18 protein-coding genes and 1 other RNA gene are annotated in these 25262 nt (G+C 44.6%); 6 read left to right on the top strand and 13 right to left on the bottom strand.

Going from position 1 to position 25262, the window contains the following annotated elements; all coding sequences use genetic code 11:
* Positions 1 to 3: 3 nt before the first annotated feature.
* Complete coding sequence (locus tag MHI32_RS01040) at positions 4 to 1269, bottom strand: class I SAM-dependent methyltransferase (RefSeq protein WP_340011734.1); 1266 nt, start codon at positions 1267 to 1269, stop codon at positions 4 to 6.
* Positions 1270 to 1294: 25 nt separating this feature from the next.
* The gene (locus MHI32_RS01035; protein WP_340011733.1) at positions 1295 to 2086 is read right to left on the bottom strand and encodes a nucleotidyltransferase domain-containing protein; all 792 of its coding nucleotides are present in this window, start codon (positions 2084 to 2086) and stop codon (positions 1295 to 1297) included.
* Positions 2087 to 2315: 229 nt separating this feature from the next.
* Between MHI32_RS01035 and MHI32_RS01030 the strand changes: the two genes are divergently transcribed.
* The 3 genes from MHI32_RS01030 to MHI32_RS01020 all read left to right on the top strand — a co-directional run bounded on the left by MHI32_RS01030 (position 2316) and on the right by MHI32_RS01020 (position 4776).
* Positions 2316 to 3629: a WYL domain-containing protein gene (locus MHI32_RS01030; RefSeq protein WP_340011732.1), complete on the top strand. Its 1314-nt coding sequence runs from the start codon at positions 2316 to 2318 to the stop codon at positions 3627 to 3629.
* The gene (locus MHI32_RS01025) at positions 3616 to 4413 is read left to right on the top strand and encodes a WYL domain-containing protein (RefSeq protein ID WP_340011731.1); all 798 of its coding nucleotides are present in this window, start codon (positions 3616 to 3618) and stop codon (positions 4411 to 4413) included. The genes MHI32_RS01030 and MHI32_RS01025 overlap by 14 nt, the downstream gene beginning before the upstream one ends.
* A gap of 141 nt (positions 4414 to 4554) precedes the next feature.
* Positions 4555 to 4776 carry a helix-turn-helix transcriptional regulator gene (locus tag MHI32_RS01020; RefSeq protein WP_076192621.1) on the top strand — a complete coding sequence of 74 codons (222 nt, stop codon included), beginning with the start codon at positions 4555 to 4557 and terminating at the stop codon, positions 4774 to 4776.
* Between the two features lie 143 nt (positions 4777 to 4919).
* On the opposite strand, the gene MHI32_RS01015 is transcribed toward MHI32_RS01020, so the two are convergent.
* A complete protein-coding gene (locus MHI32_RS01015) occupies positions 4920 to 7073 on the bottom strand; it encodes a pectate lyase (protein WP_340011730.1) in 2154 nt (717 codons plus the stop codon).
* Between the two features lie 345 nt (positions 7074 to 7418).
* On the opposite strand from MHI32_RS01015, the gene MHI32_RS01010 reads away from it, so the two are divergent.
* Entirely contained in the window at positions 7419 to 7595 is a 177-nt protein-coding gene (locus MHI32_RS01010) for a hypothetical protein (protein ID WP_169744731.1), read from the top strand.
* A gap of 82 nt (positions 7596 to 7677) precedes the next feature.
* On the opposite strand, the gene MHI32_RS01005 is transcribed toward MHI32_RS01010, so the two are convergent.
* Positions 7678 to 7875 carry a helix-turn-helix domain-containing protein gene (locus tag MHI32_RS01005; RefSeq protein ID WP_076126901.1) on the bottom strand — a complete coding sequence of 66 codons (198 nt, stop codon included), beginning with the start codon at positions 7873 to 7875 and terminating at the stop codon, positions 7678 to 7680.
* 283 nt (positions 7876 to 8158) lie between these two features.
* Here MHI32_RS01005 and MHI32_RS01000 point away from each other — a divergent pair, with 283 nt between their 5' ends.
* Both MHI32_RS01000 and MHI32_RS00995 read left to right on the top strand, forming a co-directional pair.
* The gene (locus tag MHI32_RS01000) at positions 8159 to 8629 is read left to right on the top strand and encodes a DinB family protein (protein ID WP_340011729.1); all 471 of its coding nucleotides are present in this window, start codon (positions 8159 to 8161) and stop codon (positions 8627 to 8629) included.
* A 50-nt stretch (positions 8630 to 8679) separates the two neighbouring features.
* The gene (locus MHI32_RS00995) at positions 8680 to 9126 is read left to right on the top strand and encodes a YdeI/OmpD-associated family protein (protein ID WP_340011728.1); all 447 of its coding nucleotides are present in this window, start codon (positions 8680 to 8682) and stop codon (positions 9124 to 9126) included.
* A gap of 162 nt (positions 9127 to 9288) precedes the next feature.
* Here the strand turns inward: MHI32_RS00995 and MHI32_RS00990 are convergent, their stop codons facing one another.
* From MHI32_RS00990 to rnr, 9 genes are all read right to left on the bottom strand, one after another.
* Positions 9289 to 10605 (bottom strand): NAD(P)/FAD-dependent oxidoreductase, encoded by a 1317-nt coding sequence (locus tag MHI32_RS00990; protein ID WP_076126895.1) that lies wholly within the window; start codon positions 10603 to 10605, stop codon positions 9289 to 9291.
* A 31-nt stretch (positions 10606 to 10636) separates the two neighbouring features.
* Complete coding sequence (locus MHI32_RS00985; RefSeq protein WP_340011727.1) at positions 10637 to 11944, bottom strand: aminoacetone oxidase family FAD-binding enzyme; 1308 nt, start codon at positions 11942 to 11944, stop codon at positions 10637 to 10639.
* Positions 11945 to 12228: 284 nt separating this feature from the next.
* Entirely contained in the window at positions 12229 to 12411 is a 183-nt protein-coding gene (locus tag MHI32_RS00980; RefSeq protein ID WP_139329976.1) for a hypothetical protein, read from the bottom strand.
* A gap of 373 nt (positions 12412 to 12784) precedes the next feature.
* Positions 12785 to 18136, bottom strand: coding sequence for an S-layer homology domain-containing protein (locus MHI32_RS00975; protein WP_340011726.1), 5352 nt, complete (start codon positions 18134 to 18136; stop codon positions 12785 to 12787).
* Between the two features lie 792 nt (positions 18137 to 18928).
* Positions 18929 to 19294 carry a hypothetical protein gene (locus tag MHI32_RS00970; RefSeq protein ID WP_076126891.1) on the bottom strand — a complete coding sequence of 122 codons (366 nt, stop codon included), beginning with the start codon at positions 19292 to 19294 and terminating at the stop codon, positions 18929 to 18931.
* 404 nt (positions 19295 to 19698) lie between these two features.
* The gene (locus tag MHI32_RS00965; RefSeq protein ID WP_340011725.1) at positions 19699 to 20061 is read right to left on the bottom strand and encodes a hypothetical protein; all 363 of its coding nucleotides are present in this window, start codon (positions 20059 to 20061) and stop codon (positions 19699 to 19701) included.
* Between the two features lie 297 nt (positions 20062 to 20358).
* Positions 20359 to 20723, bottom strand: a transfer-messenger RNA (tmRNA) gene (gene ssrA, locus MHI32_RS00960).
* A gap of 201 nt (positions 20724 to 20924) precedes the next feature.
* Positions 20925 to 21404 (bottom strand): SsrA-binding protein SmpB, encoded by a 480-nt coding sequence (gene smpB, locus MHI32_RS00955; protein WP_036687155.1) that lies wholly within the window; start codon positions 21402 to 21404, stop codon positions 20925 to 20927.
* A 1289-nt stretch (positions 21405 to 22693) separates the two neighbouring features.
* Positions 22694 to 25027, bottom strand: a complete 2334-nt coding sequence (gene rnr / locus MHI32_RS00950; protein WP_340012688.1) for a ribonuclease R — start codon at positions 25025 to 25027, stop codon at positions 22694 to 22696.
* Positions 25028 to 25262 lie beyond the last annotated feature (235 nt).

The following is a 25262-nucleotide window of genomic DNA, read 5'->3' as shown; positions in this document are numbered from 1 at the left end:
TGCCTATTCCTCCTTTCTTCGCACAATAGCGCATTGCGTCGTACGGATCTCGCCAACCCGGTCACCAACCATCAAATATTCAACCTCGACTGCTAAACCTTGAACCGTATCCAAAACCCATTGCCCGAACGCTTCCTGTCCCATTTCCCACTTGTGATCTTCATGCCGGAATCCTTCCAGCTCATAGTAACGATTGAAATCAGCATTCGGTGTCGTCACAATAAGCTGTTGAAAATTCACATTACCGATTATTTGCTGAATAAGCTCTGCCGCTTCACCCTCACTCATGTGCTCTACAACTTCTGTTAGAATCACATCAACCTGCTCCCCATTGTACGACTCCAGAAAATGGTCCAGTGAGCCAAAGGTTGCAATGTTATCAATGTCCTTAGCTTTCGCTTTCCGATTCACAACCTCCAGCAACGCCTCGGCTATATCTACCGCATAATAGGTGCTCTCTATTTTTCCGGCAAACGGAATTGCATAGAAACCTTCTCCGCAGCCGATGTCCAGAATCGGCTTATTGAATGGAAGCACACTCGAAATAAAAGTACGCCGCTGCATCGCAGTACCGCCATACTCCAGCCCAATAGTATACTGGTCTGTTTGTTCGATGGAGGCTTTATATCGCTTGAACCGTTCCTTAGAGGTAAGGAAATTCCTTGCAAATAGACTTCTTATATAAAAAGGTGCATCAATGACGTTAAGGCTGCGGATATATTTATCCAAAATAGCATCCGAAATATCTATGTACTCATCCCCAAATATGGATAAGAACAAGGACAGCACACCAACAACATGTAAGAGGTGATACAAGCTTTTATGTGTGGTAATCGTCAGGGAATAGCTCTTATGTGCCTGATGCTGCAAGGAGAAGGTATATCCCTTTAAATGCTTTTGGAAAAATTCAATATAGTGTATCCGCTCAACCTGAACCATATTGATGAAAAAAGAATGCTCATATCCTTCCGCATCCCGTTCATCCTGGGCTTTGAAGGGTGTAGAGAAAAACTCATTGACCGTATTAAGCGGAAATAGAGGTGTATTAAACCGGGAGACATTTAGATACTCAAAGCTCTCGCTTCCGTTCTGCTTGTAGGATATATCGTTATCTGCGTCCTTAAAATAAACGTTATAAGTTGCCTCATCAGAATACCATCCATAAGCCAATCCCTGACGAACCGGACGAAGCTGCATACCTGTCACTGGATTTTTTTTAATTAAAAAAGTGAATTTTGGATTCGTAGATTTCAGTTGTACAATAGCCACTACCATCTTCCTCCTATCAATCTTTCTATAGGGCCCGTCCCCATACTTCCTGTAAAGCTTCTCGAAATAGAGCATCCAGCTGATGATCTCTGTTGTTCTCCTTAGCATTCAAGGACGCCGCCACCTTATCCAACACTTGGAACTGTTCTTCTAAATAATCGTTAATCGCGGTTAGCTGCGGCTCGTAGTCTAGTTCCTCACCGGATTTTTTTCGTGCCAGCAATTGCTGAATCACCTGCCACAGCTCTTCATCCTGCGGAATAAGCCGATCTACCAGTACATCGAACTCCATCGGCGGCATCTCTCCATATCGGTGAGTCCATTCACAGGCTAGAACGGGACGAAGTACATAAAAGTACTTTTTGATCTTGACCTGTTCGCCTTGCAAATAATCACGGTAGTTCCCTCTTGCCATGTTTAAGTAATGGTACATACAAGACTTCGGCGAAAATGTGTACGGGGAGATGCTTCTAAGCTTCTCTGCTGTACTGTACTTTTCTGCATATTGAATGGGTGATTGCAGCCACTCCAGCAGCGGTGGATTAGACTTGCGAAATAAATTCAGTGCTTTCCGCAAATCCCATCCATTGATATCAAGCATATTGTTAATAGGACGCTCGATCACATCCCGCTTATCAAAAATAGATAGATACCATTCTGGTTTATGCAGATAAATAAATCTCACATCATAATCACTGTCCTGCGATGGGAATCCCCACGCCCGGCTGCCTGATTCGCAGGCATACAATATTGTAACTTGCTCCTCCTGTTCAATCTGTTCCAGCTGCTCACGGATAAGCTTGTTTATAGGATCCATCTTCATCCCTCCAGATCGGTTACTACCCTATTCTCTACCCTTGTTACTATTCGAACGCCTCATCAGAATTGCTTTGGCTTCATGGATCTATCTTCGCTCATCTTCCCTGTAACGAACAGGGCGGAAGTATGGCGGCGGCCAAAAATACTTCCATTTTATTCAACTCTGGTGCTTAATATAATGAGTACTACTATTTCTTATGGATTCGCTACAGGCTGGAGGGATACAAATGGCCCGGGAAAGTTTTGACAAGGAGATTCAATTTCTTCGCATGCTCTCTTTAGCGGGGGGAGCTTACAGCAGACAACAATTCGCCGATCGTCTCGGCATTTCTGTACATACCTATGACAAAACGCTGCGCAACCTGAAGGGCATGGTGACCGTCTTACAACAGGATCTGCCTACAGAACAAGGAACAGAACTCTCTGAGTGGCTCCGCTATAACTACTATGAATCTGCCGACCCGCTGCTCCTGTTCTTGTTCCGGGCGAAGTCGCTTAAGGAAACGGAGAGCATCCGGCTTACTCTACTATTAACTGCGCTCCAGACTCAGGAGCTAACGGCTAAAGATCTACAGGATGTGTGCAGTGAGCAAATGCCAACCGATTATCCAATGCCCGATGAGAAAACCATCCGTGGAGATCTGAAATACCTTGAGGAAGTTGGCGTTATTCTTCGTGTAAACGAAGGCCGCCCTTATCGATACAAGGCTGCTAACGATCTGATTGATCAATTATCCGGCGATCAGCTCTTGGATCTTTACGACTATGTTGATGTCATCGCCAACACGCAGACTCCGTCTGTGCAAGGTTATCTGCTGCGCGACACCTTAAAAAAGGTCCTGCGGAAGCGGGGTTATACCCTCGAAGCTACGGAAACCCATAGATACAAATATAATTATCATTCACGTATTCTTGATGAGGCACACCTATATACGATATTTGCAGCGATTCAGCAGCGAAAAAAAATCAAGTTTCTATATCTATCCCCTAAAAAGGGCAAAAACTACGCCTCTCAAAATACCAATCCTCTCTTTGAGCGGGAAACAAGGGGCGTCACAGAAACTGTTCTTCCGCTCCGCGTCATCTATGACCATCAATATGGGCGCTGGTATTTAATCGGACATAATTCACGTATGGGCATCATGAAATTCCGAATGGAGGGCCTTACTCAAATTGAGGAGGGCGACACTGTGGAAGAAGCAGAGTTTGCTCAGAAACTCAGCAATCTGGAAGAGCAGATGACAAACAGCTGGGTTATAGATACCACCCGTGCAATTAAAGTGGTGGCGAGATTTTATAACCCCAATCGCCCAGGTGTTAATTTTATTCGGGAGCGGGTTGAAGCGCAGGGACAGTGGGGAGAAATTACGGAAGAGTCCGATTCTACATTCCTTTATGAGATCATAGTGAATGGAATTTATGAAATTAAGCCGTGGTTACGAAGCTTTGGCTCGAGCTGCGAGGTATTAGAACCCCCTTGGCTGCGTAAGCAATTTATCGCGGAGTGGAAGGAGATTCACAGCTATTATGAATCCATTTGAGAAAATATTTAACTTCCAAATCATTTCACGCCTCGACGAAGTGGGTTCATTAGCGCTGACCTCCCAGAAACGTTCCTGGCTGAAAACCATGTTAATGCACCCGGCCTCAGAAGCAGCTTTTACACTGGATACCTTAAGTAAATTGAACGCCATATTGGAGGCAGAAGCGTCCACAGAAGTGCGGCAAATTATTATGGAGAAAGCTAAAAGCAAAGAGCGGCAGGTCTATCATCCAATGCTTCGTACACTCCGCCGTATAATCATGCAGAATCAAGCGATCCTTATTACTTTCCATATTAAGCATGGAGGCCAACGAACTGACCAAGCCGGGTTCCCTCACAAGCTGGAATACAACATGTATAAGCGGGAGTGGTATCTGCAATGGTACAGCACCCGGCAACGTTCTCTTATGTCCACTAAACTAAAAAACATTATTTCTGTTGAAGTAGCTCCCTTCCCTGCCAAACGGATTAATGATTTAAAAGCAAGGATAATGCGATTATTAGAGGATCAGAAGGAATGTGCATGTATTCAAGTCATCCCCACCTTTAATGCTGAGCTGTCACGAATTCTGTACGCCTTTTCCTGTTTTGATAAATCCGTGTCCTTTGATGAAAATTCGGGTATCTATCGAATCAAAGTCATCTACATGAGAGACGATAGCGAATTCCTATTGTCCAAAATCCGTTTTCTTGGCCTCCGCGTAAAAATCGTCGAGGGTGAGCATCTTAAGCGGCGCATGCTGAAATCCGCAGCTATGGCGATTGACCGGTATGGGGAATAACCGAGAATTAGTATAAGCTGGTCAACTATCCTGAAGTGCTGAAACGTGCTTATATAGTAAAGTAAAAGACACGGTTAAGATGTCTTTTACTTTACTTACAGCAGCTTTCTTAAAAACTGAGAGTTAGTGAGGGGATTAGAAGTGGGAAAGAGAGTTATAGTGAAAAATTCAGAATTGACCAAAAAACATAAGATTTCCCTACGAGAATTATCCAGAATATCCGATGTCCGACATGCCGCATTAAGTGAGTTAGCTAATGGAAAAAGGGAGAATATTAACTTTAGTCATATAGGCAAAATTGCAGAAGCTTTAAATATTGAGGATATTCGTGAGATTATTGATTTGGTTGATGATAAAGATTAATCAAATCAACACAAAATTAATAGTTTTTGAATCGACAATAACTCAAGTAATAAGATCATAAGAAAAAGCAAAGAAAAGCGCCCCCTACAGGTCGCTTTTCTGCTTTTCTGATACTCCATATTAAAGTAGAGGCAGCCATTCCCCTATTCCAGCTTCATATAGTATAGATTCGCCGTACTATCTTTTGTAATGGTATGTGCACCTGCGGCTAGAGAGACAGTGGCAATGCCATTGGTTATAGGATAACTTGTTCCATCCACTTTGATTTTCGTTCCCTCTGTGTTGAACACTAGGGTTAGCGTTGAAGCTTTAGCAGCAGTGAATTGAATGCTAGTTGCACTCTCGATTTTTAGACATTGGGTTAGGGTTAAACCCTGATAGGCCACAGTTCCCTTACTTGTTGAGAGATTGCCTTGGATATTGAAGAAGCTGCTTGTTGTTCCATCCACAGTAAAGTTGTGAACGGTTGCTCCCGCTGTCGGCACTGGCGTTGTTGTCGGTGCTGGAGTCGCCGTTGGTACAGGAGTTGCTGTTGGAGCTGGGGTCGCTGTTGGCACAGGAGTTACTGTTGGCGTAGGTGTTACTGATGGAGTCGGAGTCGGATTCGTTGGGTTTGAATTCCCCCCTACAGAGACAAGTCCCGTTGTGTAGCTTCTGATTGCAGACATCAGCGCTGTATTCAACGCATACGAAACGTCATCCACTGAATCATTAAATTCCCATGTGAAGTCTCCGCCATTCAGACGTCCGGCTTTTGCCATAACAATCTGTTCAACATTGCTTACGTTATCAATATTAGATACGTTCACTCCTGTATTTACGCTCGTGTCGAAGTTGTTATAGGCTGTTCCGCCTTTTAATGCTTTGTATGAGCTTGGGACGGTTTCATTTCTTGACGAAGCTAAGTAAGCATCAAATGAGGTAACATTAGCAGCAGCTGTCCCTGTGTTTGAATTCGCATAGATGAGACTTGAAGCCTCTACAATAAGATTGTTATAGGCTTTAATCACACCTCCATTTTCGCCTGAGAATGTGCCCTCCCCTAAAGCATCTGTACCTTGTAAGGAGATCATCATTGGAAACTTAGCATGTCTAAAATAATTAGATTCTACAAAAGCTGAAGCACCTGTAGTAACACCCACACCGTATTTGGAGATACCATCGAAAAAGTTGTTATAGATATGGACGGATGCCACTCTAATCCGCGGATGACGGGAGTCCGAATGGTCAAACCAGTTGTGGTGGAAGGTAACAAAAAATTCAGCCGGCTCACTCAAACCAACTAGCGAAGATTTTCCGGAATCCCAGTAATGGTTGTAAGAGATTGTAATATAGTTGGATCCATTTTTAAGGTCTGTGGAACCGTCGCCCTTGGCTTGGTCTGCATCGCCTCCAGCAGCTCCATAAAAAATATCATTATTATGCACCCAGACATTCATATTGCCAGAATCCATTGAAATGCCATCGTCGGGGAATAACATTACACCCAGGTTTCTTACTTCCACATTACCTACATATCTTAGAAGCATTCCCCAACCGTATGCGTAAGCATCATTTCCGATACCTTCAATAGTAATATTCATTTCCGAATAATTGTTTTTACCTTTGACTTCAAGATACCCACTGCTGTTAAGCTGTCCACTCAGATCAGCAGCTGTAACTTTTCCGATAATTCGGATCGCAAGTGGAGTGGTATCATAGCCTTTTTGTCTCAGTGCCAAAATACCGCCCAGGCCAACCCCTGTTTGTACAGCGCCGGAGCTGTTGATTTTTACACCAAGCGTTACGGTTTGCGCATTCTGAGATGTTATATACAGCACTTGAGCACCATTCTTGAGGGTTCCATTCTCATTATAAGCCCCTGATCCTGTACCATATTGCGAACTAGTCGAAAAAGCAAACCCAGAACGGTCATATGACGTTACGGATAGCGGATTTGAAACCGCACTTACCGTCCCACCCCCTGACAACGTAGCTTCAACTTTCATCACATAATTTCCGGCTGCAAGCCCTACAGCATCCGCTCTCCAGTAGGAAGGATATTTGCGGATTAACTCATTATTAATTTGTTGATACCCAGAATCCGCTGCACTTGCCAATTTTACATAAACGTTATACCCTGTCACATTGCTTACAGGTGACCATTCCACATATGCCGTTTCATTCCAGCCTCCACTGCCTGTTACCGCAAGACCAGCAGCATGCACCACCGTATTTGTCCATCCACCTACTATTAAAGAAAGAGCAAGAGAAAACAACACAACAATACTGGTTACCTTTGCAACTCTTTTTTTCATTTTATTTCCTCCCGATTTTAAATTTGTTGCAGATATCCTTGTAACCGCTTGCAAAAAAATGAAGTTTCTCTTTTCACCTCCTAAATATTTAGAAAGAGATCCTGCATCTAGCCCCTGTATCCCTTCGAAAATAATACAAATTCTGGAACCAGAACACGTTCAACATATCAAAACTAAAAAAGGTTCCGAAACAATCATTTACTCATATCTCCCCTATCTAACCGTGTTCTGAGCTAATGATTATAGGACAGCGAATGGATTGTGATCATACAACACGAATAGCCACACAGTAGCCAGCACATAATAAAATTCACAACCATTAGGTAAACAAGGAGGAATTTTCAATTGAGCGCAAATAAACCAGACAAGAATCTGATCAACACTGTAAAAGATTTGGAAGCCACGCCCGTAAACAGCCTGGAAGCCCAACAGCAGCAACAAGCCCGTAATGATCGCCGCAAGCAATCCCAGCATGACAGCGACGGCAAATTCACGGAAAATGAAACCGGGAACTTTCATTAAAGTCGGGGATAATGTTGGCATCTTTTTTTCAAGCTGCAATAACGTAAAAAGACACCCTTCAAGGTGTCTTTTCTTTTACTACCTATGGAGCCGCATCATAATGTATTTTCCTCTGATCAATACGTATCAACTGCTCATCCTGTAATCCAAGCAATGATTTTGTCACGGTCTCACGCGCCGTTCCTGTCATATCCGCCAGGTGTTGATGCGTTAATTTCAAATCGATTAGAACACCTTTATCAGAGGGCACTCCGTGCTGTTCTGTTAGACGCAACAACACGTGAGCAACTCCAGATAGAACCAGATAGTGCTCCTCTCCCTCTTCACCCTCAAAAAAGATGGACTCTCCTTTTATATAAGTACGCTCGCCACATACCTTAGCAATTTCAGCTAATTATTCATCATCAAGATGTTCAAAGAACGGAAAATCCCGTAACAGTTGGGTTTGTGATTGAGTATGTTTCACAAATTTTCCAAATGCACCATCGTAAAATGGAAGGTTTTGGTTGCTGAGAACAAGAATAAAGTTAAGATTCTAAAATTCAAGAAGTGAGTTGATGAACATGAGTGATAAGATGGTGGCTGTTTTAAGAAGACAGTTTGATCCAACCGTAGAAATGTTGAAGAATCTTATCGAAGTATGTCCTGATCATTTTTGGAAGAATGCCAAGCATAAATACTGGAAGCATATATTCCACGCTACAACCAGCATGAAATTTTGGTTTAGGCAGCAGAAGGATGAAGAATTCACGATACCTGACTTCGGTAAAGATATAACAGAAGACTTAGATAAGGAGTGCTCTGACTACCCTACTAAGGAGGAAATGACGACGTACCTAGAGGAGATATTGAGTGTGGCTCGTAATTTTTTTGCTGAACTTACTGACGGCAGATTATTGGAACCATGTGTACTATACGAAGAAATAACTAAAACTGATGTTATCCTCATGCAGATAAGGCATGTTCAACATCATATAGGTTATTGCAACAGCATATTGAATTCGAATCACCTAGAAACAGCAAAGTGGCTATGATAAAATGAGTGACCGAAATCAGCTTCTTTACCCGAGGAGTGTTATTTAATATGGTTTATGAATTTGATAGTGAGATAAAGCTGCTGGAAGGTAAAATGAAATGGAAAGTAGTCTATTTCCCCTATTCAGTAAGGGAGATATTCAATACTAATGGTAAAGTACCTATTCAAATCTCTGTTGACGGGTACAAATTTGACCATACTTTATTGCTGTCAAAGAATGGGCATTATTTTGTTTATAACGAATTTATTCGAAGAGCATTACAAAAAGAGCTCGGTGATACATTACATATAATACTTAAGAAATGCGAGGAAAATCGTAAACTGATTGTGCCTGATTACATTACTACAAACCTTGAAGAGTACCACATGCTGAATACATTTCTAAACCAGCCTGATTACATTAAACGAGAGCAGATTAATTATATTGAGCTTGCTAAAAAGGAAGATACAAAAAATAGACGAATACTAGCTCTAATTGATAAACTTAAGGATTAATAAAGGGACGACAATAAAGTTGAGGTAAAATGAAGACATCAGAGTTAAGCAACGAATAAAATGAGCACAAAACTTTAAAAAATCACAAAAAAGCGATGAGAAACAATCCTCATCGCTTTCACATTACTAAAACCAGACTTGTTACAGCAAACCTCTGCCCCCTTACGTGGTGCTGGCACGTCGATTAGCAAGCGCCATAGCAGCGGCGTAGCCGGAGCTCCAAGCCCATTGCAGGTTATAGCCGCCGCAATCTCCATCCACATCCATCACTTCACCTGCCAAATACAGCCCAGGGACTAACTTAGATTCTAACGTTCCTTCGATTAGCTCCGTCGTATCGATGCCACCGGCTGTTGTTTGTGCATTCGTGAAGCTATTGGTATCGGTCACTTTAAATTCCCAATGCTTCAAGATTCGATAAAATATTTTCTTGGTTTTCCATGATAAATCCATACAAAGCAAGTGCGGCTGTTGATCAATTCCAGCCTCCTTCAGCAGAACTGGAATCAGTTTCTTGCTGACGATGCCCACAAAAGAATCGGCAACCGTCCGGTGTCCGAAGATCCCCCAGTGGATCTCCAGAAAATCAATTAACTCTTCCTCCGTGCGCTCCGGCATTAAATCAACCGACAATGTCACCGATTCTCCTATTCCGAGATTATACGCAGCCTTTCTGCTGAGCTGAAGTATGGGCGGGCCCGAGATACCATAGTCCGTAAAAAGAATCTCACCAGACTCAGTGCGGATGACTTCATTGTTTACGATAACATGGGCCTCTCCCTCAAATTTGATGCCCGATAGTTCCTTCAAATACGGATAATCCAGCTTCAATTGTACAATGCCTGGCACCGGGTTGATCAGGGTGTGCCCCAGGCGTTGGACAAGCGTATAACCGGAGCCGTCCGTTCCCGTTTTGGGAGCGGTAAGGCCGCCTGCACATAGAAAAAGATAGTCGCTGGTATACACAACCTGTTCCTCTGTCTCCGTCTGGCAGGTTATCGCGAACCGCGGATGTCCCGCCGAAACGGTAACATCCAACACTTTATGTTTATAATATACGGGAACATTCCGATCCTCCAGCGCCAGCTTAAATACACCCGGCACAGAAGCCGCCTGCAGCGACATCGGATACATCCGGCCATTCTCCAAGCTTACAAAAGGAAGCCCGAGTGAGGAGAAAAATTCGATCGTTTGGCGGACACCGAATTGCCGCAATACATGTATTGGGAATCCTTCCTGATTACTGTGATACTTGCGTGATAAAGCGGCCGCTTCATCCGTACCGGTGGCGGTGGATTGGTTCGTAATGTTGCAACGCCCGTTACCCGTCGTTATTATTTTCTTCCCAAGCCGGTCATTGCTTTCAATAATTGCTGTATCAATACCTTGATCCCTCGCTGTAACTGCAGCCATTAGACCTGCAGCACCCCCACCGATAATGAACAGCTCGTGGTGCTTAGAAGTCTGATCCTTATACATGTTAATTGATGCATCCCTTTTCCTAATAAATTTATTGAATTGACTTAGCTAGCGCCATGGCGGCCACATATCCGGAACTCCAGGCCCATTGCAGGTTATAGCCGCCGAAATCTCCGTCGACATCCATCACTTCGCCAGCCAAATACAGCCCAGGCACCAGCTTGGATTCCAGCGTTCCTTCGATGAGTTCCGACGTATCAATGCCGCCGGCTGTCACTTGCGCATTCGTAAAGCCATTGGTATCCGTCACTTTAAATTCCCAACGCTTCAAGATTTGATAAAATTTCCCCTTAGTTTTCAACGACAGAGCCTGGCAAAGCAGCTGTGGTTGCTGATCTAAGCCGGTCTCCTTGAGTAGGACCGTAACAAGCTTCTTGTTAAAGATGCCAACGAGAGAATCCGCAACCGTCCGGTGTCCAAAGGTCTCCCAGAGCCTTTCTAAAAACTCAACTAACTCTTCCTCCGTGCGGCCCGGCATCAGATCAACCGACAATGTTACCTGTTCTCCTCTTGCAAGATGATACGCAGCCTTCCTGCTTAGCTGAAGAATTGGCGGGCCGGTAATACCATAATCCGTGAAGGCAATTTCACCCTGTTCACTGCAGATGACTTTACCGTTCACAATGATATGGGCTTGTCCCTGAGATTTGATAGTGGACAGTGCCCTCATATTCGGATATTGCAGCTTCAATTGCACAATGGCCGGCAAAGGCTCAATCAGGGTGTGCCCCAGACGTTCGGCAAGTGTATACCCAGGAGGTTCTTTTCCCGCATTTGGACCGGCAAGGCCACCCGCAGATAGAAGTAGATAGTCGCTAGTATAAACAACCTCCTCCTCTGTCTCCGTTTGGCATTTTATCTTGAAGCGCGGATGATTCTTCGAAACAGTAACATCCAACACTTTGTTATTGAGGTATACCGGAACATTCCGATCCTCCAGCGCAAGCTGGAAAATATCCAGCACCGCTGCTGCCTGCAGCGACATTGGATACATCAAGCCCTCCTTCAATCTTGTAAGTGGAAGCCCGAGTAAGGAGAAAAAATCTATAGTCTGACGGATGCCAAATTGCTGCAATACCGCAAGTGGAAATCCGGCCTGATTACTGTGATACTTGTGCGATAAAGCAATTGCTTCATCCGTACCCGTCGCAGTGGATTCATTCGTAATGTTACAGCGGCCATCACCTGTCATTAATATCTTCTTTCCAATCCGGTCGTTACCCTCCAGAATGGCAGTATCGATACCCATATCACGCGCAGTAACGGCGGCCATTAGTCCGGCAGCACCTGCGCCGATAATAAACAGCTTGTGGTGCATAGAAGTCTGATTCTCATACATGGTTGGTCAATGCATCCTTTATCCAATTTTTCTAAAACACAGAGTCACTTTATTAAATTATAGCATAAGTATACTGGTTTTCATTTATATCTCCCTATTAACTCTTCCTATCCTAGGTTTGCCTTTTTTATCCCTATATAGAACCTTAAATTTTTCTTCACACCTTCTTCACTGCAATCTTTAATTCCACATACGAAAGATACTGGATCTAGCAAGATACTCATTTTTTTGAACCGCCACGCATAGTCCAGATCATATTCTGAAAATATGAAAAAAGACACCTTTCATGGTGTCTTCAATAGTACTCCATATGGAGCCGAGCCATGGCTGTACAAATCCACAATTCGCCGCCGTGTGATGATTCGGATGTTCGGCGAGGTAGCATAGTTTAAGATCATTCCTTGGTCAGCGTATCGATGCGCGTGTGGCATTGCCCAGCGGATCAAATACGCCATTCTTCTTCCCATTGATAATACTAGCTTCTGCTTCATCTTTAATTAGATTCACTGCATAAGAGCTTGCGGTAGACATATCCGTAACTTTGCCTTTGGAAGCATCTTTATTACACTGATTTAGCCATTCAAGGAAAACAAACTCTCCTATAAAGAAAGGCGATCCTTGAGTAGCATAAAAAAGAGTTGCAACGACAACAAGACCTAGACGAAGCGTTCGAAGCGGTTAATTACAAACTTCGCAAGTACGATCAAATCTAGAAGGGGCAAATAACGGCTGAGCAGGAGTTTGTAATGGGTGATCACGAGGTAATGCATGACGAGTTCCTCTAAATATACACAAAAAAGAACCTTCAACCACTTAGCTTGTGGTTGAAGGTTCTTGCTGTTACGAACTCAGTTTGGCCGCTTCGAGCAAGCGTTGTAAAATGACGGTAGCTTCGGCACGTGTAATGACATTGTTCGGCGTAAGCTGTCCTTGATTGCCTATGATAATTCCGTATTTAACGTTAAGTGCAGCTGCCGCTCTTGCAGACAAGTCGAGCAAATGATGGTCTTTGAATGTGCTAAGCTGTTGAGCGGCTTCGCTATCGGAAATCGCTGTATCCATCCCAGCAAGCTTCATGGCTTTCCCCAGCAACACCATTGCTTCTTCTCGGCTTAGCTTCTCGTTGGGAGTGTACTGGCTGTTGTTACTTGCCGTAACTAACCCGTAGCCTTCCGCAATGGAGACCGTTTCGTAATACCATTGCCCGCTGTTGACGTCAGTAAAGCTAGTAGGCTGATCAACCGTGTGTAATCCGAGAGCCCGGACCAACATCGCCGTGAACTCAGCTCGGGTAATTTGCTTGTTCGGTTGAAAGCTCGATTCAGTGACACCTTGGACGATCAGCTTGGACGCTACTTGTTCGATATCATACTTCGCCCAATGATTCTGAATATCCGCAAAGGTTTTGTCATTCTCTATAACGGCATAGACGCTATTTGTCAGGCTATAAATGACAGCAAAGGTCTTGCCGTTCTCCCTCATCATTCGGGTAGGTACCGGCACGATGTTTCCATCCTTCGTCATCGTAATCCCCGTTATATTTTTATTGTGATCATCTGCTGAATTGGGAATGACAATCGTCCGCTCGACATAGCTAAGAAACTTGTTGAGCTCAATCGTCTTACCGCCATGTGCTGCTGTGATGTTGAAATCAATCGGCGGCGACAAGAGTCTTGCCTTCCCTATACTATTAGCAAGTTGCACGATATCGCTTTCTGGTACATTGGTAATCTCGACTTGAATCACCATGTTTCGCAGTGCATCCTCCGAACCGAAACGCTTCGTGACAAGACTCCAATCGATCCGGTTGGCAGCTAGAAGATAGGAACCAAGCTCCGTTTGAATTAGAATAACTGCGTTTCGGTCATTCAGTGTTGTGATAAGCTGACCGTTTAAGAGCAGAAGAACACGATCTGAATCATTATGGACCGGTATGTTAATGACTGGCTTATCGGGTAAGGAATCGAGGTAACGCGATAATTTCTTCTCGTCGATGGTTACCGTTGTCACTTTCTTTCCGTTCATAACAGCAGTTGTTTCTTTGGCTAAATCCTTCTGTTTAACTCCATTGATCTCGATCTCTAGCCCTAAGCTTGGAATTGGGCTTGTACTTGAGCTTGTACTTGGGTCTGAGCTTGAACCTGAACCGGATTCAGGAGTCGAGATATTCAGCGTAAACGTGGCAATCGTCTGATTTCCTGCTTCATCGATGACGACTAGCGTGTAGTTGCCAGAAGATATAACTCTCGTTCCGGTTGTGAAGGGCTGACCGTTTAATGTAGCGGTACCTTCATTAAATCCAATCGTCAACGGACTGGTGTAGTTGCTTATTCCTACAGTTAGACCGGTTATAATCGGGTTTGTTCGATCAATTGTGAAAGAAATCATTGTGACGTTACCCGCCTCATCCGTCACCACAAGCGTATAGTCACCTTCGGCAAAAACCGTTGCGCCACTTGCGAATGGATCTCCGTTCAAGGTCGCCGTACCTTCATTGAACGTAATCGATTGATTCGTGTTATAGATAGAGCCGTCGGTCACACCGCTAATGATCGGGACCGTTTTATCGATCGTGAATGCAATGGTTGTAACGTTGCCCATCGCGTCCGTTACGATGAGTGTGTAGTCGCCCTCGGCACTGACTTCAAATCCGCTAGCAAAGGGATCTCCGTTCAATGTTGCGATTCCCGTGTTAAACGTGATCATTCTGTCGGTATTATAACTCGATCCGTAAACAACCCCATTAACGGTTGGGCCGGTTTTGTGGATCGTAAAGCTGACTGTCGTAACGTTGCCCACCGCATCGGTCACAATGAGTGTATAGTTGCCTTCAGCGGAAACGGTCTCGCCACTTGCGAATGGATCTCCGTTCAACGTTGCCGTACCTTCGTTAAAAGTGATCGTTCTGTCGGTGTTGTAGCTCACCCCGTAAACAACGCCGGTGACGGTTGGAGCGGTTCTGTCAATGATGAAGTTGGCCGTCGTAACGTTACCCGCCTCATCCGTCACCACAAGCGTATAGTCACCTTCGGCGAAAATGGTTGCGCCACTTGCAAATGGATCTCCGTTCAAGGTCGCCGTACCTTCATTGAACGTAATCGATTGGTTCGTGTTATAGATAGAGCCGTCGGTCACACCGCTAATGATCGGGACTGTTTTATCGATCGTGAATGCAATGGTTGTGACGTTGCCCATCGCGTCCGTTACGATGAGTGTGTAGTCGCCCTCGGCACTGACTTCAGATCCGCTAGCAAAGGAATCGCCGTTCAACGTTGCGATTCCCGTGTTAAACGTGATCATTCTGTCGGTATTATAACTCGATCCGTAAACAACCCCATTAACGGTTGGGCCGGTTTTGTGGATCGTAAAGCTGACTGTCGTAACGTTGCCCACCGCATCGGTCACAATGAGTGTATAGTTGCCTTCAGCGGAAACGGTCTCGCCACTTGCGAATGGATCTCCGTTCAACGTTGCCGTACCTTCGTTAAAAGTGATCGTTCTGTCGGTGTTGTAGCTCACCCCGTAAACAACGCCGGTGACGGTTGGAGCGGTTCTGTCAATGATGAAGTTGGCCGTCGTAACGTTACCCGCCTCATCCGTCACCACAAGCGTATAGTCACCTTCGGCGAAAATGGTTGCGCCACTTGCAAATGGATCTCCGTTCAAGGTCGCCGTACCTTCATTGAACGTAATCGATTGGTTCGTGTTATAGATAGAGCCGTCGGTCACACCGCTAATGATCGGGACTGTTTTATCGATCGTGAATGCAATGGTTGTGACGTTGCCCATCGCGTCCGTTACGATGAGTGTGTAGTCGCCCTCGGCACTGACTTCAGATCCGCTAGCAAAGGAATCGCCGTTCAACGTTGCGATTCCCGTGTTAAACGTGATCATTCTGTCGGTATTATAACTCGATCCGTAAACAACCCCATTAACGGTTGGGCCGGTTTTGTGGATCGTAAAGCTGACTGTCGTAACGTTGCCCACCGCATCGGTCACAATGAGTGTATAGTCGCCTTCAGCGGAAACGGTCTCGCCACTTGCGAATGGATCTCCGTTCAACGTTGCCGTACCTTCGTTAAAAGTGATCGTTCTGTCGGTGTTGTAGCTCACCCCGTAAACAACGCCGGTGACGGTTGGAGCGGTTCTGTCAATGATGAATTTCACCATCGTGACGTTGCCTGCTGCATCGGTTACAACCAGCGTATACACACCATCCTGATCAATCTTTGTACCGCTTGTATAAGTAGTTCCATTCAATTGCGCTGTCCCTTCATTAAAACTAGGAACTACCGATATATAAATTCCGCCCTCCATTACTCCCGTAACAATTGGCGCCACATTTTCGATCTCAAAGTTAACCGTTGTTACATTACCTACTGTATCGGTTACAACCAGCGTATACACACCATCCTGATCAATCCTTGTACCGCTCATATAAGCAGTTCCATTCAGCTGCGCTGTTCCTTCATTAAAACTGGGAGTTACCGACTTATAAACCCCGCCCTCGCTTACCCCTTTAATTTTAGGTGCTGTTGTGTCTATCTCAAAGTTAATCGTTGTTACATTGCCTGCTGTATCCGTTACAATCAGGGTATACACACCATCTTGTGAAACCTGTGCACCACTAACAAAAGCAGCTCCGTTTAAAGTCGCGGTTCCTTTGTTAAAGGTAATCGTTTTGATTGTGTTGTATATTACACCATTCGCTATTCCCGTTACGGTAGGTGCTATCGTATCAACCTTGAAAACCACCGTCGCACTATTGCCTGCTTGATCGGTGACGATCAGTGTATACGTTCCATCCTGGGTGATGTCTGTACCACTGGTATAGGGACTCCCATTAAGCAATCCGCTGCCTTCATAAAATAGAGGATTAACTTTGCTATTATATACTATGTTATTCACTACATTTGTAATAACAGGAGCTATTGTATCTACTGTAATTGTACTACTAATAGTTGAGTTGCTCGAATTACCAACTCTATCTTTATATTGTACATATACGTTTTTGACTCCCTGTCCAGCCGGAAGGACCCATGACCTCCCGTTCAGATCAGCGATACTGAACCAGCTGGTCTGCCAAGTCCCATTAACATTGGAGAGACGCACCTGCTCAACTCCTGAGCCGCTTCCATCCGTATAGGTTCCTTTTAAAGTGACCATCTCTGATTTCGTCCATGCAGCACCATCATTAATAATCAGTGCACCTGTTGGTGCTGTCTGATCCAATAGAATGATCTGAGAAGAACTGGCAGATATCGCATTGTTGGAATCTCTCACCTGCATATAGATGTTCTTCGCCCCATCCCCTCCACTTAGACTGAATGTTGCTGTATTGCTGAAAGGCAACCAAGATGCCGCCGATAAATTAGCAACGCTATTCGCAAATCTCATATGGGTAACACTATCACCTGCATCAGGATCTGAACCTGTTACGGATAGATTGACTGTGCTGGCGCTTGTCGCTGTTCCCTCCGCAATTTTGAAAGAGCCCGTAGGCGGGGTATTCGTCGGTCCGGTCTCATAAGTAACGACTAGCTTCGGGCGAAATGCAGCATTCGAAGCTTCTAAGGAATACAATAAAAATCTCCCGCTGTCTGCATCTGCTTCATTGCCGTTAAGTGTAAAAGTTACTGTGCGATCAGAACCACCCGTAAAGGCATCGACAGCACTCTTAACATTGAAAGTAATCGATTGATCCTGAAGATAAGTGCCCATCGGCACTTCCGCAGTGCTTTTCGCCGTAAATTTATCTGAAAAAGGGCTATTCACATCTACGAAGGGGAAGGTACCATTAAAACTATGGTCCAAACTATTCGCAGCAGAGCCCCTTGCCTCCATGTACAGCGTGTGATTCGGGACTCTTAATACAGTAGCAACCGTCACAACCAGCTCTGCTGATACAATGGTCCCTTCTGGAGCACCTAAATTGAAAGATGCGGCCATTCTATTGCGCACATTGACGAAGCCGTCATTATTGCTCATGCCGACATATAGATAACCATCTCCGTCATTATCATAGATTCCGTTATATTCCGCTTGACCATTTAATTGCATCGTATCAGCAGTTGCTGTATAGGTCTTTGTAACTGTGCCTCCTGCTGCTTCAGCACTCGGTACCAACCCGGGTGTGATTGTCGTGAATAGAATAGCAATCGTCATGAATAGAGTTAGAATTCTTTCTCTCAATGTTTCTCCCCATTTCATATAAATATCAATATAATACTTTATGTAATATAATTACATTATAAATAAATAATACAAAATAAAAATTTATAGACAATAGCCTTACGAAGCCTATCTTGTCTATGTAATCTATCCATTATATAATTCCAGCATTTGAGAGAATAGTTACTGCTGTCATCACTATTGTCACATGACAAATTTGTAAATTTAACCAGTTATTATTCATCCTATTTAGGTATACTTTAGAGAACGAAAAAACTGGCCTCATGTGTGTTCAATCAGTTGAGAACAGTTACGTATCCCTTCTCGTTCAGCTACCTCCTTATAGCTCGATGAACCCTCTTAATACGCTCTGACCGCCTTTAATTTGAATTCCTCTGTATACTTCTGAAATGTTTGACCTTTTTTAGCCATAAAAAATATCCCCTCCAAGTGGCACTCAAGCCTACATGATAACATGAAGGTTTTTTTGAGTGTCTACTTGAAGGGGATAATATCAATCAGCGGGTCTTTCAAATGGAGCCGAGGGGAGTCGAACCCCTGTTCGAAGATAATGACACATAAGCTTCTACGAGTCTACTTACAGTTTTGATGTCATCCTAGAAGCATTCTAACCAATATTTGATAAGTCATTCTGATTAAGGAGACTGGTCATAGGAATAACTCCTTAGTATAGTGATCCATTTATATAAGTTAATCCTGAATATATCGGTTTTTCACAGTGCTTCTTCAATACGCAGAAAGTACCTTTGGCGCTACAGATGATGGCTGGATCCTTTTAATTTTTAGAAGTTGCTAATTCCCTGCGGAATCAAGATACGCTTCAGCTTCTTCTATCGATTCGTACAAGTTTGCAATATCTTTAAACATACGATTCATTTGCGTTTTGTAGAACGCCGTAGGCGCAACATACACCCATTTGTGTTTTGTGGACATTCCAGCTTTCACAGCATCTTCACCAGTTGGAGCAAGAATTGCCATCACCTCTTGCTTAAATACCAGACCACCAGTGATTACAGTCATACCTGTAAACCCTCGCTTAGTTTTCTTCAGTATCTTCGGAAATTGTTCTGCGTACGCAAAGGCATCCTCAACTTCCATACCGTCCGATGTTACAATAATTCTGTTTTTATTTTTAACATAATCAATAGTGAAACTCATAATAGTAATTCCCCCGAATATTTTTGCTTTTAAGTGCTTAATGCCATAATCTAATCTTATATCAGTTCGAGCTCTTATAGATGTAGTTTCGGAAAATGTGCCACTAAATATTAACTTCAAAGTGAATGATCTAATTTTAGGTGTAGACAACATGTCTACAAAAATAAATACTTTTAGTTCCCCATAATTCCTTGTCTGCATTCGTCTACAATTCAATCACTAAACAGCAAAAAAACCGCTATTTCAGCGGGTTTTCTTATGGGACTGAGGGGAGTCGAACCCTGACCGAAGATAACGGTACATAAGCTTCTATGAGTGTAATTACAGTTTTGATGTCACAAAATTCATGACTCCCACCAGAAAATTGTTTACGGTGTAGTTGTAATTCTAAAGTCAAAACTGTGCTATAGCGAAAAATCGGTAACACCCTTTTTATAGGAAAATTTAAGACTATATGTTTCTTCTTTTCCATAGGGCATTGTAGCAATTTTAATACGAGTATAATCAAACCTGCTATCTTTTAACACTCTCTTTATCAAGGCTATACTACGTTCTTCTTCCGTAATGATACAAAATATATTAAGAGCATATTTTTTTGGGTCGGAAATGCATTTGCCCATATCAAAGCCATCAACACAACCTAAGTTAGCATCTATTAGAGATATGTCCAGGTATTCCATTACTTTATCTCTTAACCAGTTATCACGTTGGCTTCCTTTTTCACTTTTTAGAGGATACTGTACTACTAACCAAAATTTTTCACTCATTCATAATCACCAGCCAATGAAGAGATTATTATAATAATTATAACAAAGAAACTTTGCAAAAGGGTATCGTTAACAATAGTATGGGAACCATCCTCATGCGGACGGTATTCGTGGTGGTAGAGAAATCTTTTGCAGTTTAAAAATATGCATACCAAACATTCCGAGACCTCATAGTAGACATGATAAACCACAAGTACACATTTGAGGAATTGGCTGAAATCATTAAAAAGCATTGCCTAACTTTAATTATGAGGATACAAAAAAGCGACCCCTAAAGGTCGCTTTTTCTAATACTCCATATGGAGCCGAGGGGAGTCGAACCCCTGTCCGAAGATAACGGCACATAAGCTTCTACGAGTGTAGTCACAGTTTTGATGTCACCCGAGTATCGCCCCGTAACCGGCTATACGTTGGGTCAGCCTGATTGTCTTCTTCAGCTCACCGCAGGCGGAGATGAGACAGCGTATCCCACTATTTGTTAGCCCCTATCCCTGTCACATGGGCGATGCAGAGTAGAAGCACGCACACAGTTTCTTAGGCTGCGAAAGCGTAGTTGTTTTGTTGTTTGCCGTTTAATAGGCTTTAGCGTTGATGAAGCGGACGCGTCCCCACTACTCGCTACTCATGCTCGAACTACCCCCGTCGAATCCAAGAACGGCCCCTCATTAAAAAGGGCGCTTCGGATCAAGCGGATCTTCCAAGCAAGAGAGATCCAATCTACAGCTTCTTATTCAAGAAAACTGTAACGAAGCAATAACTAACTTACTTACTCAGTATAGCACATTTATCAACACTTTAACACGTGGGTTAAAGGAATTGAAGGTTGAAACTGGAACTCCTTTGAATCGTCTAGTTCTCCCAGATTATCTGGCGATCTTTTGCTTATCACGCAGTACACGCTGGATATCACGTTGAGCATCTCGCTTGGCAGCCGAGTCACGTTTGTCATACTCTTTTTTACCTTTACCAAGACCAATCAGCAGCTTCGCATAGCCATTCCGCACATAAATCTTAAGTGGCACAATCGTAAATCCATCTCGCTTGGACAAGCCCAGCAGTTTATGAATTTGCTCCTTATGCATTAACAATTTACGTGTGCGTGTGGGATCAGTAGGATTGGCACGGTTACCTTGTTCAAAAGGGCTGATATGCATGTTGTGAATCTGAATCTCACCATTGCGAATCGTAGCAAAAGCATCTCCAATATTAGCGCGGCCATTACGCAGCGACTTGATCTCTGTACCCGTCAGCACCAAGCCAGCTTCATAAGTATCCTCGATAAAATAATCATGGGAAGCTTTCTTATTCTGGGCGAGTACTTTCCCGTCTGCTTTTTTACCCATGAGAATCACTCCTTGAATCATATTCATAAGTTAAAGTAACCATGTCTGTCTAATCTTAAACGACACAGCCATCGAACGTCTGATCTATATTGTAACAAATGGAATCAAGTGAGCGCAAGGAACCTTCAACCAAATATACCTCACCTAATTTGTCATATAGTTGTCAGTAACATTACCCAATATCTAGCATTTGTTACAAAAAAGCATTAAGCTGAGTTGATCTGGAGTTTTTCAGCAAATAGCGAAGTTACCCTTTTACTTGTGCGCCTTAATTAACAGATAGTTATCCACTAATCTCCACATATCTATATCCATATACCCTATTTACTTATTACCTATTTGTTCTCAATTATCCGCTTCCCCCTACTTGGATATACATCTATTCGACGCCTATTCAAATAGTGCTGCTTTTACCTATACTGTGCAATCCTATACTGTACCTATCCTCTACCTATTCACTTGCTATCACCTACGTTGTTCTATATATAAATGTATTTCGTGCAACTATTTAAGCCTTGTCACCGCCAAAAAACTAATTAGTTGCACTTTCTGCAGCTAAAAAAGCGAAATCAGACCAATTAGAGGTAACTCATCAGATTTAGATGTACAAAATGCAATTAGCTACCACTTTTACTACATAACCCAAATTTAACTGCACATAATGCAATTAACCAAGCCTGTTATGAGTTAAAAAGCACCGCCCCCAAGAGGGACGGTGCTTAGTATCGTTATAGAGTTACGCAACGCATAACCGTCATTTATTTCTTTTTACGCTTACGTGGTGCTCCTTCTGGAGCGCCGCCATTATTGTCACTTCGTTTAGAAGTAACTTGCTCAGACGTCTCTACGTTGCCTGGTGTCACGGACTGGCCGATGAACACGCCGCCTTTGGTTTTCTTTTTGCGGCGGCCTTTGCCTGTAGGAGCGCCGTTACGGCCTTCTCCACCGCCAAAGTTCCCCCGCGATCCTCGCGGCTGCGGAACTTCGTGCTGCCGTCCACGCCCCGCGACTCGCCGCCGGAGGCGTCGGACGCAGGAGCGCCGTATCCGCCTTTGCCGGAGCCAAAGCCGAAGCTGATGCCGCGTCCACCACCGGCACCGCCGGTGTCTCCGCCGCGGCCTCGCCCGCCGCTGCGCTCACGCGGCGCGCCTGCGTTGCCGCCGGCTTCGCCTCCGCGCTCTGCGCCCGGCGCAGCAACTACCCGGCTCGCATCCTCGCCGGCCTCGCGCCCGCGCTTCCGCTTACCGCGTCCGCCCGCTGCGCCAACACCGGCCGCTTCGCGCGGCCCTTCACCGGCGCGCACAGCTGCGCCCGGCTTGCCCTTGCCCGCGCCTGCAGCAGCGCCGCGGCTTGCCTTTACCGCCGCGTCCCTTGCCCGCGGCACCTTTGCCCCCGGCCGGCTTAATGAAGCCGCCGCCCGAACGGCCGCCCTTGCCTCCGCGGCCGCCTGCAAAGCCACCGCCGCGGTGCTCGCCTGGCGCGCGTGGCTTCATGTCGACCAACTCGAAATCGATCGTGTGGTCATCCATATTTACTTTGGCGACTCGGATCTTTACCTCGTCACCAATGCGGAACACACGCGATGTGCGCTCGCCAATGAGCGCCATATGACCTTCGTCGAAGTGATAATAATCGTCGCTCATTGCACTGAGACGAATAAGACCTTCGACGGTATTATCCAGCTCGATGAACATTCCGAAGCTGGTCACACTGCTGACCATAGCCTCGAATTCCTCGCCTACTTTATCCTGCATGTATTCTGCTTTCTTCAGTTGCTCCGTATCGCGTTCAGCTTCTACCGCCACACGCTCGCGTTCCGAGGACTGCTGAGCAATGTCAGGCATCCGGCTAGACAAATAATCATGCCGTTTCTGGGTCAGTGCCCCTCCATTCTCAATCACTTCACGCATTACGCGGTGAATGACCAGATCGGGGTACCGGCGAATTGGAGAAGTAAAGTGAGAATAGTATTCCGCAGCCAGTCCGAAATGGCCCGTGCTCTCCGCATCATACTTTGCCTGCTTCATGGAACGCAGCATCATCGTACTGATGACCGTCTGTTCCTTTGTGCCTTGGATTTGCTCCAACAGATCCTGCAAAGCACGTGGATGAACCGAATTGCCACGGCCCTTGACGTGATATCCGAAATTGGCCGCAAAAGCCATGAAATTCTGCAGCTTCTCTGGATCTGGATCTTCGTGAATCCGGTAAAGGAACGGAACCTTCAACCAGTGGAAATGCTCAGCAACCGTTTCATTTGCCGCCAGCATAAACTCCTCGATAATCTGCTCCGCTACAGAACGTTCACGCTTCACGATATCTACAGCCTTGCCGTTCTCGTCGACGATGATTTTGCTCTCTTCAAAATCAAAATCAACCGCACCCCGGCGCATCCGCGCATCGCGCAGCTTCATCGCCAATTCTTTCATGAGGCGGAAATCATCAATTAGTGGACTATAACGTTCCAGCAGCTCTGGATCTTCATCTTCGAGAATTTTACGAACATTGGAGTAAGTCATTCTCTCTTTGGTGCGAATCACGCTCGTAAAGACATCGTGCTTCACAACCTTCATTTGCTCGTTAAATTCCATTTCACAGGACATTGTTAACCGGTCTACCTGTGGATTCAAGCTGCAAATCCCGTTCGATAGACGGTGCGGCAACATCGGAATAACCCGGTCTACCAAATACACACTACAACCGCGGTCATAGGCTTCTTTATCCAGCTCAGAGCCTTCACGCACATAATAACCTACGTCTGCTATATGGACGCCCAGCTTGTAATGTCCATTCTCCAAGCGCTGTACGTTTACCGCATCATCCAAATCCTTAGCATCTTCGCCATCAATCGTAACAATGTTCAGCCCGCGCAGGTCGCGTCTTCCTTGCTCCGCAATCTCCTCTTCTGTAATTGAATCAGGAGCACTATCGGCTTCATCCATCACTTCAGCTGGAAATGCTTCAGGCAATTGATGTTTGCGGATAATGGAAAGAATATCAACACCCGGATCATCCTTATGTCCGAGAATTTCAATAATTTCACCCTCTGCCGCTGCTCGGCCTTCCGGATAACTCACAATACGCACAACGACCTTTTGACCATCTACAGCACCTTTAAAGGATTGCTTCGGAATAAAAATATCACGATTAATCCGCTTGTCATCAGGCAGCACAAAGCCATAGGTCTCCAGGTTTTGGAAAACACCTACCGTCTGCAACACGCCACGTTTTACAATACGTACTACTTCGCCTTCCATACGTCCGCCGGACGGACTTTTAGAGGTAATACGAATCAGAACGATATCGCCATTCATAGCTCCCTTAAGATCATTTGCATGGATATATACGTCAGGATGATCACGATCATCCGGGATTAAAAAAGCAAAACCCTTCGCATGTGCTTGTAAACGTCCACGCAGCAAATCCATCCGTTCTGGCACGCCATAACGTGCAGTACGGGTTAATACAATTCTTCCATCCTGCTCTAATTCAATCAGCAGCTCCTCGAACTTTTTAAACCCTTCACTATCCTCTAGAGCAAAATGACTCACCAGCTCTTCATAAGTCATTGGTTTATATGCAGTTTCCCGCATGAAATCGAGTAATATTTCTTGTGTTATCATGTTCGTCACCCCAGCCCTCCGCGGCTTCAAGCCGCTGGCAAATATGTATATCTTGTCCTGCCCTGCAGTAATGCCAAGTAAATTTTACCTTTACTACTTCATACCCTAGTATACACGAAATCAATCCTGCGCATCCCTGTTACTGTCATCCAAAGGTTAACACAGTACAAAATTTCCTTTAACTGCTGAAATACATCCATGCCAATTTCAGATTTACTTCCTATCGATCCAGCCT

Origin of the sequence: Paenibacillus sp. FSL H7-0690, assembly GCF_037980415.1 — a bacterium.
GTDB lineage: Bacteria > Bacillota > Bacilli > Paenibacillales > Paenibacillaceae > Paenibacillus_AQ > Paenibacillus_AQ odorifer.
Note: the sequence above shows the minus strand (reverse complement) of the source record. Positions and strands in the feature narration are given on the sequence as shown.